Source organism: Stappia sp. (assembly GCF_048268045.1).
Lineage (GTDB): Bacteria > Pseudomonadota > Alphaproteobacteria > Rhizobiales > Stappiaceae > Stappia.
The window spans coordinates 189,044-203,524 of record NZ_JBLWWG010000007.1 but is presented as its reverse complement, the minus strand read 5'-3'; the positions used below and the strand labels follow the sequence as shown (position 1 = coordinate 203,524).

Annotated in this window: 12 protein-coding genes; 8 read left to right on the top strand and 4 right to left on the bottom strand. The window is 66.2% G+C overall.

Features of this window, described 5'->3' with window-relative positions; all coding sequences use genetic code 11:
- Nucleotides 1–131: 131 nt before the first annotated feature.
- Nucleotides 132–1,175 carry an HpcH/HpaI aldolase/citrate lyase family protein gene (locus tag ACN0WF_RS13250; RefSeq protein ID WP_417773301.1) on the top strand — a complete coding sequence of 348 codons (1,044 nt, stop codon included), beginning with the start codon at nucleotides 132–134 and terminating at the stop codon, nucleotides 1,173–1,175.
- 127 nt (nucleotides 1,176–1,302) lie between these two features.
- A complete protein-coding gene (gene hspQ, locus ACN0WF_RS13245) occupies nucleotides 1,303–1,626 on the top strand; it encodes a heat shock protein HspQ (RefSeq protein WP_417773300.1) in 324 nt (107 codons plus the stop codon).
- 118 nt (nucleotides 1,627–1,744) lie between these two features.
- Here hspQ and ACN0WF_RS13240 read toward each other — a convergent pair whose 3' ends face one another.
- Complete coding sequence (locus tag ACN0WF_RS13240) at nucleotides 1,745–2,377, bottom strand: invasion associated locus B family protein (RefSeq protein ID WP_417773299.1); 633 nt, start codon at nucleotides 2,375–2,377, stop codon at nucleotides 1,745–1,747.
- 332 nt (nucleotides 2,378–2,709) lie between these two features.
- Here ACN0WF_RS13240 and ACN0WF_RS13235 point away from each other — a divergent pair, with 332 nt between their 5' ends.
- The 4 genes from ACN0WF_RS13235 to ACN0WF_RS13220 are packed head-to-tail and all read left to right on the top strand — an operon-like array spanning nucleotide 2,710 to nucleotide 8,142.
- A complete protein-coding gene (locus ACN0WF_RS13235; RefSeq protein WP_417773298.1) occupies nucleotides 2,710–4,581 on the top strand; it encodes an extracellular solute-binding protein in 1,872 nt (623 codons plus the stop codon).
- A gap of 19 nt (nucleotides 4,582–4,600) precedes the next feature.
- The gene (locus tag ACN0WF_RS13230; protein ID WP_417773297.1) at nucleotides 4,601–6,229 is read left to right on the top strand and encodes an AMP-binding protein; all 1,629 of its coding nucleotides are present in this window, start codon (nucleotides 4,601–4,603) and stop codon (nucleotides 6,227–6,229) included.
- Nucleotides 6,230–6,267: 38 nt separating this feature from the next.
- Nucleotides 6,268–7,437 (top strand): hypothetical protein, encoded by a 1,170-nt coding sequence (locus ACN0WF_RS13225; RefSeq protein ID WP_417773296.1) that lies wholly within the window; start codon nucleotides 6,268–6,270, stop codon nucleotides 7,435–7,437.
- A 42-nt stretch (nucleotides 7,438–7,479) separates the two neighbouring features.
- The gene (locus ACN0WF_RS13220; RefSeq protein WP_417773295.1) at nucleotides 7,480–8,142 is read left to right on the top strand and encodes a DsbA family oxidoreductase; all 663 of its coding nucleotides are present in this window, start codon (nucleotides 7,480–7,482) and stop codon (nucleotides 8,140–8,142) included.
- A gap of 228 nt (nucleotides 8,143–8,370) precedes the next feature.
- Here ACN0WF_RS13220 and eno read toward each other — a convergent pair whose 3' ends face one another.
- Both eno and kdsA read right to left on the bottom strand, forming a co-directional pair.
- A complete protein-coding gene (gene eno, locus ACN0WF_RS13215) occupies nucleotides 8,371–9,645 on the bottom strand; it encodes a phosphopyruvate hydratase (protein WP_417773294.1) in 1,275 nt (424 codons plus the stop codon).
- A 143-nt stretch (nucleotides 9,646–9,788) separates the two neighbouring features.
- Nucleotides 9,789–10,637, bottom strand: a complete 849-nt coding sequence (kdsA, locus tag ACN0WF_RS13210; protein ID WP_417773293.1) for a 3-deoxy-8-phosphooctulonate synthase — start codon at nucleotides 10,635–10,637, stop codon at nucleotides 9,789–9,791.
- 220 nt (nucleotides 10,638–10,857) lie between these two features.
- On the opposite strand from kdsA, the gene galU reads away from it, so the two are divergent.
- The gene (gene galU, locus ACN0WF_RS13205; protein ID WP_417773292.1) at nucleotides 10,858–11,739 is read left to right on the top strand and encodes a UTP--glucose-1-phosphate uridylyltransferase GalU; all 882 of its coding nucleotides are present in this window, start codon (nucleotides 10,858–10,860) and stop codon (nucleotides 11,737–11,739) included.
- 93 nt (nucleotides 11,740–11,832) lie between these two features.
- Nucleotides 11,833–12,846, top strand: a complete 1,014-nt coding sequence (locus ACN0WF_RS13200) for an NAD-dependent epimerase (RefSeq protein ID WP_417773291.1) — start codon at nucleotides 11,833–11,835, stop codon at nucleotides 12,844–12,846.
- A 96-nt stretch (nucleotides 12,847–12,942) separates the two neighbouring features.
- On the opposite strand, the gene glmU is transcribed toward ACN0WF_RS13200, so the two are convergent.
- Nucleotides 12,943–14,313 (bottom strand): bifunctional UDP-N-acetylglucosamine diphosphorylase/glucosamine-1-phosphate N-acetyltransferase GlmU, encoded by a 1,371-nt coding sequence (glmU, locus tag ACN0WF_RS13195; protein ID WP_417773290.1) that lies wholly within the window; start codon nucleotides 14,311–14,313, stop codon nucleotides 12,943–12,945.
- Nucleotides 14,314–14,481: the final 168 nt, after the last annotated feature.

The window sequence follows — 14,481 nt, the reverse complement described above, 5'->3', positions numbered from 1 at the left end:
GGCCTCCCTTGGCCAAAGGATGACTTGAACGCAGGCACCTGTCCGGGCTTATATGCAGTGCAGCATGATCGCATCGGCGGTTCCTCCGGGAGCGGAGCCGCCCCGGCTCGCGATCCGCACGGGAGGACAGATTGAAGACACCACGCGCGTTCTACCAGCCGCTCGCCATCGGCGCGCCCGCCCCGCTTCGCGACCTTCCGGTCCGCCTGGAGCGCATGATCCATTTCGTCCCCCCGCATATCGAGAAGATGCGCGCCAAGGTCGCGGGCCTGATCCCGACGGTGGACGTGGTGCTGGGCAATCTCGAGGATGCCATCCCGGCCGACCAGAAGACGGCCGCGCGGCGCGGCTTCATCGAGATGGCACAGCAAAACGATTTCGGCTCCACCGGCCTGTGGACCAGGATCAACTGCCTGAACAGCCCCTGGGTGCTTGACGATCTGGTCGAGATCGTCGGCGAGGTCGGCGACAAGCTGGACGTGGTGATGTTGCCGAAGGTCGAGGGCCCCTGGGACATCCACTACATCGACCAGTTGCTGGCCCAGCTCGAGGCACGCTCCGGCGTGACGAAACCGATCCTCGTGCATGCGATCCTCGAGACGGCGGAGGGGGTGAAGAACGTCGAGGCGATCGCCACCGCGAGCCCGCGCATGCACGGCATGAGCCTCGGCCCGGCCGATCTCGCCGCCTCGCGCGGCATGAAGACGACCCGCGTCGGCGGCGGGCATCCCGACTATGCGGTGCTGGCCGACGCAGGCTCCACGGACACCGCGCGGCCGATGTTCCAGCAGGACCTGTGGCACTACACGGTGGCGCGCATGGTCGATGCCTGCATGTCGGCGGGCATCAAGGCCTTCTACGGCCCGTTCGGGGATTTCTCCGATTCGGATGCGTGCGAGGCCCAGTTCCGCAATGCGTTCCTGATGGGCTGCGTCGGCGCCTGGTCGCTGCATCCCAGCCAGATCGCCATCGCCAAGCGCGTCTTCAGCCCGGAGCCGGCGGAAGTCGCCTTCGCGCTGCGCATCCTGGAGGCGATGCCCGACGGCAGCGGCGCGGTGATGATCGATGGCAAGATGCAGGACGACGCGACCTGGAAGCAGGCGAAAGTGATCGTCGATCTGGCCAGGACCGTGGCCGAACGCGATCCGGACATGGCAGCCGCCTACGGGTTGTGAGACGGCGCGCCTGGCGCTGCGGGCTTGTAAACCATCTGTTGAAAGCGTATGCGCTAGGCTCGTTTTTCACTGACAAAGGGGCGTCGGCGGGACGAACTCGCCGCCACCCGAACGGGTTTTACACGCAATGCGTACCGCGAAATTCATGATCGGCCAGATTGTCCGGCACCGGGTCTTTCCGTTCCGCGGGATCATCTTCGACGTCGATCCCACCTTCTCGAACACCGAGGAATGGTGGGACGCGATCCCGTCTGACGTGCGTCCCGACCGCGACCAGCCCTTCTATCACCTGCTCGCCGAGAACGCGGAGACGGAATACGTCGCCTATGTCTCCGAACAGAACCTCGTCGAGGACGATACCGGCGAACCGGTGCGCCATCCGCAGGTCGACGAGATCTTCGAGCAGCAGGCCGATGGCTCCTACCTTCCCCGCGACGTGGAGCTTCACTGAAGCGCCTGCCATGCGGCGCAGCCATCGGGCCCAGGCGTCACGCTTTGCCAAACGCCAAAACAAAGAAGCCGCCGGATCGCTCCGGCGGCTTCTTTCGTTCGCGGACGACGTTGGGCGCTTATTTGCCCGCGTCGGTCGCTTCCTTCTGCTTGTCGATAAGCTTCTGGCGCGCTTCCTCGGCCCGCTTCTGAAGCTCCGACTGGAGCTGCTGCTGCTTCTGCTGCAGCGCGGCCGCGTCGATCGGCGCCCCGTCATAGACCTTGGTGAAGCCGGTCAGCGTGAGCTGGAAGGGAACCTGCTTGGCCTGCTGGTTCAGCGTGGTCAGGATCAGGTTGCCGCCCTTCTTGAGCGAGGCGATGAACTCATCCTCGATCACAAGCTCGGAATAGCAGGCGTTCGGGAAGCAGATGCCGTACTTGGCTTCGCTCTGCTTGCCGGTGTCGATCTGCACGCGCAGGCCCGGCTGGATCAGCATTCCCGGCGGCACCGCGATCAGCAGCGTCTTGCGGGCCTCGCCGGCGATCTCGCGCACGGCGACGGAAGCGAGGAACTGCCCGGTGTCGGTGCGCAGCTCCTGCGTCACGACGCAGATTTCCTTCTTGGACTGCGGATCCGTATTGCAGATCTTCACCCACGGCGTATCCGCCGGCGGCTCGACCGTGGTCTGCGCGCTGGCACCGGTCACGGCAGCCAGCACGGCGGCCGCGGCAAGCGACACCCCGACGAGGCCATTCTTGAAAATGTCAGCCATACAATGCGTCCCTACGTCCATGATCTCGGTTCGGCGCCGGCCGTAGCCGGCACGCCGGAATTCTGTCGCGGCTCTCCCGCTCGACCCACAGGCCACCGTCGCTCTCCCCTGTGAGGGCGGAATGCGGCGACACCTAGGCCCGTGCGGTCCCGGGCGGCATCTTTACAGCGTTGCTGCGCAAATATCCAGAAAGAGCCACACTATCCTTGCAGTCGTCGATCCGACCGGATGCGACAGCCTCACCCTGTTGCGCAAATGTATCACCTTCGTGCATCCGGGATGTTGAGGGTGTGTTAACCATAGCAAAGCAATTGCGCGCTAAGAATGGTCACATGACTGCGAAGATGCCGAAACCGATTCTCACTCCCCTCGCCCGTGGCCTGCGCAAGGCGGCTGTCGCGGCACTGTGCCTTGCCGCCATCGCCGACGCATCGGCCGTGCGCGCCGAGGAAGACGTACCCGCGCGCCACGGCATCGCCATGCACGGCGAACCGGCCCTGCCCGCCGATTTCTCCTATCTGCCCTATGCCGATCCCGACGCGCCCAAAGGCGGTTCCGTGACCTATGGCGTCCAGGGCACCTTTGACAGCCTCAACCAGTTCATCGTCCAGGGTGGCACGTCGTCGGGGCGCGGAATTCGCGACGACGACTATGGCGCGCTCGTCATCGAGAGCCTGCTCGATCGCAACAAGGACGAGGCTTTCTCGCTCTACGGGCTGCTCGCCGAAAGCGTGCGCATGCCGGATTCGCGCGACTGGATCGAATTCACGCTGAACGAGAAGGCCCGCTTCTCCGACGGCACGCCGGTCACCGTAGAGGACGTGATCTTTTCCTTCGAGATCCTGCGCGACAAGGGCCGACCGCATTTCCGCTCCCGCTATGCGCGAATCACGAAGATGGAGAAGACCGGCCCCCGCAGCATCCGCTTCACCTTCGTGAACGGTGACGACCGCGAGCTGCCGCTTCTCGTCGGCCTGTCGCCGATCCTGGCGAAGCACACCATTGATCCCGAGACGTTCGACCGCAGCACTCTGACGCCGCCGGTCGGTTCGGGCCCCTATGTGATCGAGAAAGTCGACGTCGGCAACGCCATCACCTACCGCCGCAATCCCGACTACTGGGCCAGGGACCTGCCGATCCGCAAGGGCCTCTACAATTTCGACCAGGTCCGGATCGAGTATTTCCGCGACGAGAACAGCCTGTTCGAAGCCTTCAAGAAGGGGATCGTGTCGCTGCTGCCGGTCCCTGATCCCGCGCGCTGGATGACGGCGCTCGACTTTCCCGCCGTCGCCAGTGGCGATGTGATCAAGGAAGGCTTCAAGCTCGGCACGCCGGCTGGAATGCAGGGCTTCGTCTTCAACACCCGCCGCCCGATCTTTGCCGACGTGCGCGTGCGCCGGGCGCTCGCCATGCTCTTCGATTTCGAGTGGGTGAACCGCAACCTCTACTACGGGCTCTATCAGCGCACCGGCGGCTATTTCGACAATTCGGTGCTCTCCTCGCTCGGCCGCCCGGCAAGCGAGGGTGAGCGCATGCTGCTTGGCAAGCACATCGAGGAGATCGATCCAGACGTGCTGGCGGGAACCTGGAAGCCGACGCAGGCGGACGGTTCAGGACGCGACCGAAAGGTGCTGCGCGCCGCCGTGTCGCTGCTCGCGGAGGCCGGCTACACCATCGACGGCAAGACCATGCGCGGGGCCGACGGCACGCCGCTTGCCTTCGAGATCCTGACCGCGACGCCGGACCAGGAGCGGCTGGCCCTCGCCTACCAGCGCACGCTGCGCCTCGTTGGCGTGCAGGCATCGATCCGCTCCGTCGACGGCGCCCAGTATCAGCGTCGCCGCCAGACGTTCGACTTCGACATGGTGATGAACGTCTGGCTCGTGTCGCTGTCGCCGGGCAACGAGCAGCGCTACCGCTGGAGCAGCGATGCCGCCGGCCAGGACGGGTCCTTCAACTATGCGGGTGCGAAAAGTCCGGCGGTCGATGCCATGATCGACGCGCTGCTTGCCGCGCGCGACGCGGAAGGCTTCACCGATGCGGTGCGCGCCTTCGACCGCGCGCTGATCTCCGGCGCCTATGTGGTGCCTCTGTTCCATCTGCCCGAAAAGTGGGTGGCACGATGGAAAGACATCATGCGTCCCGATGCGCAGTCGCTGTCCGGGCCGCGTTTTGAAACCTGGTGGTCCGCCAAGAGCGGTTGAACGTTGTGGATGTAATGACATGATCCTCACGCCCCTGAAGACGATCGAGGCCCACCAGCAGAGCGGTATCTGGGGGCGCGTCACGCTCGACACCCTGTTCCGCAAGACCGCTGCCGGCCACCCGGACAGGCTCGCGTTGTGCGATCCCGAGGGCCCGGGGATGCGCGCCACCGCGAGCCCCGGCCGCAAGCTGACCTATGCCGAGGCCGATGCCGAGATTTCGCGGCTCGCCGCCTTCTTCGGCGCCGTGGGGATGTCGCCGGACAGTGTCGTCGGGCTGCAGAGCGCCAATTCGGTCGATGCGGTGATCGCGCTTCTTGCCGCAGTCCGCGCCGGGCTCGTCGTCGCGCCGCTGCCACTGTACTGGCGTCAGAAGAACGTGCTGGAGGCGCTGACCCGCGCCGGCGCGCGTGCGCTGATCGCCGGCGACAGCTTCGGCGGACGCAGCCTCGGGCATGAGGCCCGCGACGCGGCCGCCGAGCTCTTTGCCCTGCGCTTCGTTTTCGGACTGGGCAGCAATGTCGCGGACGGCCTGATGGAACTCGGCAACGTGCTTGACGAGCTTCCCGGCGACATCGGCGAGGTCCAGGGCCGGCGCGGCACGGACGCGGCCGACCATGTCGCCACGCTGACCTGGACGCGCTCGACCAGTGGCGAGCCCCTGCCCATCGCCCGCAGCCACAACCAGTGGATCGCCGCCGGGCTGATGCCCTTCCTCGAGCTGTCGCTGCCGCAAGCCCCGGTGATCGTGCAGCCCTATGCGCTGACCGGCATGGCCGGCCTCGGTGCGGGCCTCGTCCCCTGGCTGCTGAGCGGCGGCACCTTGCATCTGCATCACCCGGGCTCCCTGCGTCGGCTTGCGGCCCATGCCGATGCGGTCAAGGCCGATCTCGTGCTCTGTCCCGGCGCGCTGGTGCCGGCCTTCGAGCGCCGGCTCGACAGCGGATCGTGCCGCATCGTCGCGGTCTGGGGTCCGAATTCGGCCTCGCCCGTGCCGCACAACACCAACCGCGACCTGGTCGATCTTCACGTCATCGACGAATTTGCCATGATCGCGCGACGGCGCGAGGGCAGTTCGCTGCCGCGGCCCATCCTGCCCGGGCGCATCGGCTCCCCCTCGACCGCGCCGCAGGGGCCAGCACTTCTCGAGATCGATCTCGACACGGAAACCGCGCCTTCGACACTGAAGGTGCGCGGCGCCATGGTTGCCGATTCCGCCTGGCCGGCCTGCAAGGTCCGCATTCCCACGGACAAGGCCGGCTTCGTCGACACCCTGCTGCCCGTGCGCCAGAACGAAAACGGCATTTGCGGCCTCGGCATCCCGGGAAGCAGCGCGCCGGGCATCGGCTCGCTCCCCGCCGTCGATGCGCTCTATTCGGCCTTCCCGGGCGTCCGCGAGGCGGCCGCCTTTCTCGTCGAGGACGGGATCCTCGGCGCGAGACTTTATGCCGCGCTCGTTCCCCAGCCCGGTCTCATCCTGGATGTCGAGGGCTTTTTCGCCTTCCTCGAGGCGGAGCATGCCGGCCTTGCCGAAATCCCGCACCGGGTGCTGGCGCTGCGCTCGTTGCCGCGCACCGAGACGGGCAAGGTCGACCGCGAGAGCCTCGCCGACCGGCTGGTCAACCCGTTACGCTCCGCCGTGGCATGATGCCGATGGCGGAGGGGACGAGAGATGCAGTTGCAAGCGTGAGCGCACCGGCGATCGCGGTCGACGGCGGTGGCGCGGGCGATGCACTGCGCACGCTCTTGCAGGCAGCCCTGCCCCAGGGGCTCCTTCTCGACACAAACGGCGCGCTGGCGCGCTTTCGCGATCTGGGCGTGGTGCCCGACGCGGTGGTCACAACCGCGCCGCAAACGGCCGACGCGCCGATGTCCGTGCTCGTGCGTCATGCTCGGGCGGCCGGGTCCATGCTCCCGGTCATTGCCGTCGCACAGGCCGGCGCGCTCCCCGTGTGCCAGCCGCACATCGATACAGCGGTGGATCCCGACTGCCCACCGGAGCGGCTTGCCTGGCGGATCGGGGAAACACTGCGGCTTTCCGTGCGCCTGGAAGAGGCCCTGCTTCGCCGGATCGCCTTCGGCAGTGGTTTTGCAGGCCCCCGTCATCCCTGCGTGTCGCACGCCGGAGCGACGGTTCTTATCCATGGCGACGGCCAGCGCCTCGGCCTCGCGCTCGCCGAACACGGCAGCCGGGTTGCGACGCAGGGGGCCTTCAGCGTCGCACAGGTGCATGAGCAGCTTGCCCAAGGTGGCGTCTGCGCGCTGCTGATCGATGCGCCATGCGCGCGGACGATTGATCTCGTCGCAGCGCTGCGTCGCGACCCACGCCATGTCTCGCTTGCGATCCTCGCTCTTGCCACGCCGGGCGAGGAGGCGCAGGAGATCCACCGCGCCGGGGCGAGCGACGTTCTCTCCCGTGCCGCTCCGGCCGCCGCGATCGCCGCGCGCCTGTCGCTGTTGCTGCGTTCCGGCGTTCGGCGCAGCCTCTCCTCCGCCCGGCTCGAGCGGTTCCGCGAGGCCGTTCTCGTGCGTGACGCCGAACTCGACGCGACCTGCTACGCGGACTATCTCAAGCGACTGAGCCGCGCGCTCGCGGTGCGCGGGCGCAGACCCGTCGTTGTTCGCCTTAAGGACGTGCACGCCGGACCGCGCCATCTCGCCCTGGCCAATGACGATGCCTTCGAGCGGGTGCCGCAAAGCCCGGTGCTCTCCACCGCGCTTGCCGCATCGCGCGACGAGGATTTTATTGCTAGGGTGGAGCAAATGGGCGAGCTCGCGGTGCTGCGCGACGAGGAAGCGCTTGCCGCGTTCCGCCGCAGGGTCGCTGGCATTGTCGAACGAACCAGTTTCACCTGAATGCCCGCACCCGGCGGGCGAGCCATCATGGAGACCGCCCGCATGGACGCAGCCCCCACGCCGGATCCGATGCCGATCGACGTCATTTCGGACGTGGTCTGCCCCTGGTGCTTCATAGGCAAGCGTCGGCTGGACAAGGCGCTGCAGAGCCTGCCCGACATTCCTGTCGCCGTGCGCTGGCAGCCGTTCCAGCTCGACCCGACGATCCCGCGCGAGGGCAAGGACCGGCAGGTCTATCTGATGGAGAAATTCGGCAGCCCCGAGCGCATCGAGGCTCTCCATGCGCCGCTTCGCGAGGCCGGCCTGCGCGAGGGCATCCCCTTCGCCTTCGAAAAGATCACCTCCTCGCCCAACACGCTGGACTGTCACCGGCTCATCCTCTGGGCGCGGGCGGAGAACGCGCAGTCGGCGATGGTCGAGCGGCTGTTCCAGCTCTATTTCATTGAAGGCGCCGACCTCACCCGCCCCGAAACGCTGGTGAAGGCGGCGGATGACGCGGGACTGATGTCGGATCTCGTCGCCGAGTTGCTCGGCACGGACGCCGATCACGAGAAGATCGCGCGGGACCTCGAAAAGGCCCAGGCCATCGGCGTGACCGGCGTGCCCTGCTTCATCATCGACGAGCGCTTCATGGTCGCCGGCGCGGAAAAGCCCGAGACGCTGGCCGCCGCGATCAAGCATGCGTATGAGACGAAGACGGGGTGAGTGAAGGGCTCAAAGCGGCTCTTCCACTCCTGCAACGTGGCGGATGGTGCCGGCGACGAACCGCGCCGCCGCCGTTTCTGACGGCCTTTGACCGCGGCTGACCAGTGCCGCGCCCCGGATCGACCTCAGTTCAAAAAACGGAAAAGCCCAAGACAAAAGCCGCCGGATCGCTCCGGCGGCTTCGTGACGTTCGTGAAGATGTCGCAAGGGGCGCGATGCGCCTCCCCCTCACCCCTTCAGGATGCTGCGCCCCGCGTAGCGGGCCTGCGTGCCGAGCTCTTCCTCGATGCGGATGAGCTGGTTGTACTTGGCGAGCCGGTCGGAGCGCGCAAGCGAGCCGGTCTTGATCTGCCCGCAGTTGGTGGCGACCGCCAGATCCGCGATGGTGCTGTCTTCCGTCTCGCCCGAGCGGTGAGACATGACGGCCGTGTAGGCGGCCTTGTGCGCCGTATCGACCGCGTCGAGCGTTTCCGTCAGCGTGCCGATCTGGTTGACCTTGACCAGGATCGAGTTGGCGACGCCCTTGGCGATACCCTCGCGCAGACGCGTCGAATTGGTGACGAAGAGATCGTCGCCGACAAGCTGGCACTTGCTGCCGACGAGATCCGTCAGCGCCTTCCAGCCGGCCCAGTCGTCCTCGGCCATGCCGTCCTCGATCGAGATGATCGGGTAGCGGTTGACGAAGTCCGCCAGATAGGCGGCCATCTCGTCCGGGCCGAGCAGCTTGTTCTCGCCGGCTAGGTTGTACTTGCCGTCCTTGAAGAACTCGGTCGAGGCGGCGTCGAGCGCAAGGAACATGTCCTCGCCCGGACGGTAGCCGGCCTTCTCGATGGCCTTCATCACGAAGCCGATGGCCTCGTCGGTGGAGCCGATGTTCGGGGCGAAGCCGCCCTCGTCCCCGACGTTGGTGTTGTGGCCGGCGTCCTTGAGCGCCTTCTTCAGCGTGTGGAACACCTCCGCGCCCATCCGCACGGCCTCGCCGATGGTCTCGGCACCGACGGGCATGATCATGAATTCCTGCACGTCGATCGGATTGTCGGCATGGGCGCCGCCGTTGATGATGTTCATCATCGGAACCGGCAGCACACGGGCGCCGGTGCCCCCGACATAGCGGTAGAGCGGCAGGCCGGAGGAATTGGCCGCCGCCTTGGCGACGGCGAGCGACACGCCGAGGATGGCGTTGGCGCCGAGGCGCGCCTTGTTCTCGGTTCCGTCGAGGAGGATCATCGCCTCGTCGATCTGGATCTGCTCCTCGGCATCGAGACCGCCGATGACGTCGAAGATCTCGCCGTTGACCGCGTCCACCGCGTTGCGGACGCCCTTGCCCAGATAGCGGGAGCCGCCGTCGCGCAGCTCGACCGCCTCATGCGCGCCGGTGGAGGCACCAGAGGGAACGGCCGCGCGGCCGAAGCCACCGTCCTCGAGAAGCACGTCGACCTCGACGGTCGGATTGCCGCGACTATCCAGGATTTCCCGGGCTTTGATATCGACAATTGCGGTCATTCTCGTCTCTCCTGCAAACAGGCTGGCTGACTGGCGGCGGTGGCTGGAGCGGACCGGAACGGTCCTGCGTCGTTGCAGCTGGAAGCGGTGTCGAAAGTCGACGACCGCGCTTTTAGCCGAGGCGGTGGGAAAGGGAAAGGTGCTCAGAGCGCGCGTGAACGCGACTTTGCCACCTTGTCGAATTCAATCAGATCCTGAAGAAGATCCTTCAAGTTCTTGAGATGAATCATGTTCGGGCCATCGCTAGGGGCGTTATCCGGGTCGTCGTGCGTCTCCAGGAAGAGGCCGGCGATGCCGACCGCCACGGCCGCGCGCGCCAGCACCGGCACGAACTCGCGCTGGCCGCCGGTCGAGCCGCCCTGCCCACCCGGCTGCTGCACGGAGTGGGTCGCGTCGAAGATCACCGGCGCGCCGGTCTGCGCCATCACCGGCAGGCCACGCATGTCGGACACCAGCGTATTGTAGCCGAAGGAGGCGCCACGCTCAGTCAGGAGCACGTTGGAATTACCCGACTGCACGACCTTGTCGACGACGTTCTTCATGTCCCAGGGCGCCAGGAACTGGCCCTTCTTGACGTTGACCGTGCGCCCGGTCTCCGCCGCGGCGACGAGAAGGTCGGTCTGCCGGCACAGGAAGGCCGGGATCTGGAGGATGTCGACCACTTCCGCCGCGATGCCGCATTGCTCGGGCGCGTGCACATCGGTCAGCACCGGCACCGAGAACTTCTCGCGGATCTCGGCGAAGACAGGCAGCGCATCGGCCAGGCCGACGCCGCGCCGCCCGGAGAGGCTGGTGCGATTCGCCTTGTCGAAGGACGCCTTGAAGACGAGACCGAGACCGAGTTCGGTGGCGATGGCGTGCACCGCCTCGGCCATCTCGAGCGCATGCGCGCGGCTTTCCATCTGGCAGGGTCCGGCGATCAGCGCGAAAGGCGCGGTCTGCGAGAACGTGACATTGCCGACGGTGACGGTCGAATTGCAGCTTGTGGCCATTGCGGCTGGCGCTCCGTGTCTTGCCGCGCGGGGGCGCGGCACCCTGACTTTCCCCGTTCGTTGAGTAGTCCCCCGCGCCGCGAGGTGCAAGCGCTGACCGCCCTGCGCGTGCCGCAATGCAACCGTCAGCTTGGTTCCGCGTTCTATTCAGGCTAGACAGAGTTGCCTGTCGGCGCCCACCCAAGAACGTTGGCACTCAACGGACCGGAAGAGATAATTCATGCAGAAGAAGCGTATTCGAAAGGCTGTTCTCCCCGTCGCCGGGCTTGGAACGCGCTTTCTCCCGGCGACGAAGGCACTGCCGAAGGAAATGCTCACCATCGTCGATCGTCCGATCATCCAGTATGTGGTCGACGAGGCACGGGCGGCCGGCATCGAGCACATCGTCTTCGTCACCGGACGCAACAAGCACGTCATCGAGGACCATTTCGACATTGCCTATGAGCTCGAGGATACGCTGAAGGCGCGCAACAAGGCCGGCGCGCTGAAGCTTCTGGAGGCGATCCGCCCGATGCCGGGCACCACCAGTTTCACGCGCCAGCAGGAGCCGCTCGGCCTCGGCCACGCGATCTGGTGCGCGCGCGACATCATCGGCGACGAACCCTTCGCCATCCTCTTGCCGGACATGCTGATGAAATCCGCGCCGGGGTGCTTGTCGGAAATGGTTGAGGTCTACAACGCCAACGGCGGCAACGTGATCTCGGTCGAGGCCGTGCCCGAGGACCAGACCCACAATTACGGCATTGTCGACATCAAGGGCTCCCAGACCGACAGGACCTTCTCCATCACCGGCATGGTCGAGAAGCCCGCGCCGGGCGCCGCACCGACGAACCTCTTCATCAACGGACGCTACATCCTGCAGCCGGAGATCTTCGAGCTGCTGGAGAATCAGGAGACGGGCGCCGGCGGCGAGATCCAGCTCACCGATGCGATGCTCGCGCTGATGGGAAAGCAGACCTTCACCGGTTTCCGCTTCCAGGGCGAGACCTACGATTGCGGCTCCAAGTCCGGCTTTCTCGCCGCCAACATCGCCTTCGCGCTGGAGAACGAGGAACTGGCGAGCGAACTGCGTCCACTGCTCAAAGCCTTGCTCGACGCCTGACGAACAGGGCTTGCACCTCCCTCCCCGATCGGAGACACAGAGCCACCGATTGCCGCCGGCGGATGCCCCGTCGGCGGACCGACAGGATAAGAGATGCGCAAGCTGCTTGTGACCGGTTCGGCCGGATTTATCGGTTTCCACCTCTGCCAGAGGCTCTTGCGGGACGGCTGGCACGTGATCGGGCTCGATTGCGTGAGCCCCTATTACGACCCGGCCCTGAAGGAAGCCCGGCTCGCGATCCTCAACGCCAACAACCATTTCAGCGAGGCACGGATCTCGCTGGAAGACCGTGACGCGGTCATGGAGCTGATGGCGCGCGAGAAGCCGGAACGCATCATCCATCTCGCCGCGCAGCCGGGCGTGCGCTATTCGCTCGACGAGCCGCAGGCCTATGTGGACGCCAATGTCACCGGCTTCCTGACCATCCTCGAGGCGGCCCGCCGATACACGGTCGACCATGTGGTCTTCGCCTCGACCTCCTCCGTCTACGGTCTGGACGGGGCGATGCCGCTGTCCGCCCACCGTGGCGGCAACCACCCGATCTCCCTCTATGCCGCGACGAAGAAGGCGAATGAGGCGATGGCCCATTCCTATGCCCACCTCTTCGGCATTCCGCTGACCGGCCTGCGCTTCTTCACCGTCTATGGCCCCTGGGCGCGGCCGGACATGGCGCTCTACAAGTTCACCCGGGCGATCCTTTCCGGCGAGCCGCTCGACATCTACAACAACGGCCAGATGGTGCGCGACTTCACCTATGTCGACGACATCGTCGAAGGCATCGTCAGGATCGCCGACCGCCCGGCGGCGGTGAACGCGGACTGGAACCCGGACGTGCCCGACCCGGCATCGAGCGGCGGCGCGCCCTACCGAATCTTCAACATTGGCAATTCGGAGCCGGTCGAGCTGCTGCGCTATGTCGATGCCATCGAGAAGGCCTGCGGCGTGGAAGCCGTCCGCAACTACATGCCGCTGCAGCCGGGCGATGTGCTGGCCACCTGGGCAGATGTCGACGATCTGGCCGAGGCAACCGGCTTCCGGCCAAAGACCAGCGTCGAGGACGGCGTGCAGGCCTTCGTCGACTGGTATCGGGATTTCTACAAGGTCTGAAGCGCTTCTCCCGCGGACGAAAACACGCAAAAAGGCGGGCCCAGTTGCCCGCCTTTGTCGTTTGGCCTGCCCGCGTCCCGCTGCTGCCTGCGCACTTCAACCCTTGCCCTTGGAGGACTTTTCCTCCTTGGCGCGCTGGAAGCGGGCCTTGAGGGATGCGCCGCGACCTTCCTTGGTCGTTTGCCGCGCGCGGCCGATGACGAGCGCGTCGGCCGGCACGTCCTGCGTCACGGTTCCTCCGGCCGCCAGGTAGGCGCCGTCGCCGATGACCAGCGGCGCCACCAGCGTCGAATTGGACCCGACGAAGACGCCAGCGCCGATGTCGGTGTGATGCTTGAGGAAGCCGTCATAGTTGCAGGTGATCGTGCCTGCGCCGATGTTGGCGTTCGCTCCCACCCGCGCATCGCCGATGTAGCTCAGGTGGTTGACCTTGGCGCCATCCTCGACAGTGGCGTTCTTGATCTCGACGAAATTGCCGATATGCGCGCCCGCGCCGATGACTGCTCCCGGACGAAGGCGGGCGTAGGGCCCCATCGTCGTGCCCGCGCCGACGCTGGCCTGCTCCAGATGCGAAAAGGCGCGAATGGTCACCCCGTCGGCCACCGTGACGCCGGGGCCGAAGACCACATTCGGCTCCACCGTCACATCCTTGCCGAGGACCGTGTCATGGGAGAAGAACACGGTTTGAGGGGCAATCAGTGTCGCGCCGTCGTCCATCGCCGCGCGCCGGGCGCGGGTCTGGAAGTCGGCCTCGACGTCGGCGAGCTGCGCACGGGTGTTGATGCCCTGCACCTCCGCCTCCTCCGCCGTCTCGCTGGCGACGGAAAGGCCGAGACCTCGGGCAATTTCGACCGCGTCCGTGAGATAATATTCGCCGTTGGCGTTGTCGTTGCGCACGCTGTCCAGGATCTCGGCGAAACGCGCGCCGCGGAACGCCATGATGCCGGAATTGCAGAAGTCGACCCGCCGCTCGGCGTCACTCGCGTCCTTCTCCTCGCGGATCGCGACGAGCGCGCCGTCCTTCTCCAGGAGCCGGCCGTAGCCGGTCGGATTGCGCGCGCGAAAGCCGAGCACCACGAGATCGGCGCCTTCCTCGAGCCGGGCGCCGATACGGGCGATCGTCTGCGGGCGCACCAGCGGCGTATCGCCGAAGAGCACGAAAATCTGCTCCGGCAGGGGCTCGTAGGCGGGGCGCGCGGCAAGAGCGGCATGGGCGGTGCCGAGCCGGTCGGTCTGTTCGTGGCAGGTGGCGGCAGGCGCAAGGCGCGCCACCTCCTGGCGCAGCTCCGCCATGTCCGGACCGACAACGACCGCGATCCGCGTCGCCTCGGCCGCTGCCAGCGCCTTCATCACATGACCGACGAGCGAGAGGTTTGCGACCTCGTGCATCACCTTCGGCCGCGCGGACTTCATGCGGGTGCCGAGGCCGGCGGCCAGAACGATGGCAAGACGGGTCGGTGCGGACATGAAAACCTCGCGCTGGTGGAACGTCGGGACTGTCTTCGGCACCCCGCGTCCCAGCGTCAAGTCCCGAGGCGGCGGACCGGCCAATTTTCCGGATCTATCGCCATGCTCCGATTTGGGCTATGGCTTGCATCTGCCTTAAGTTTCACGATGTCGAATATAATATCCGGG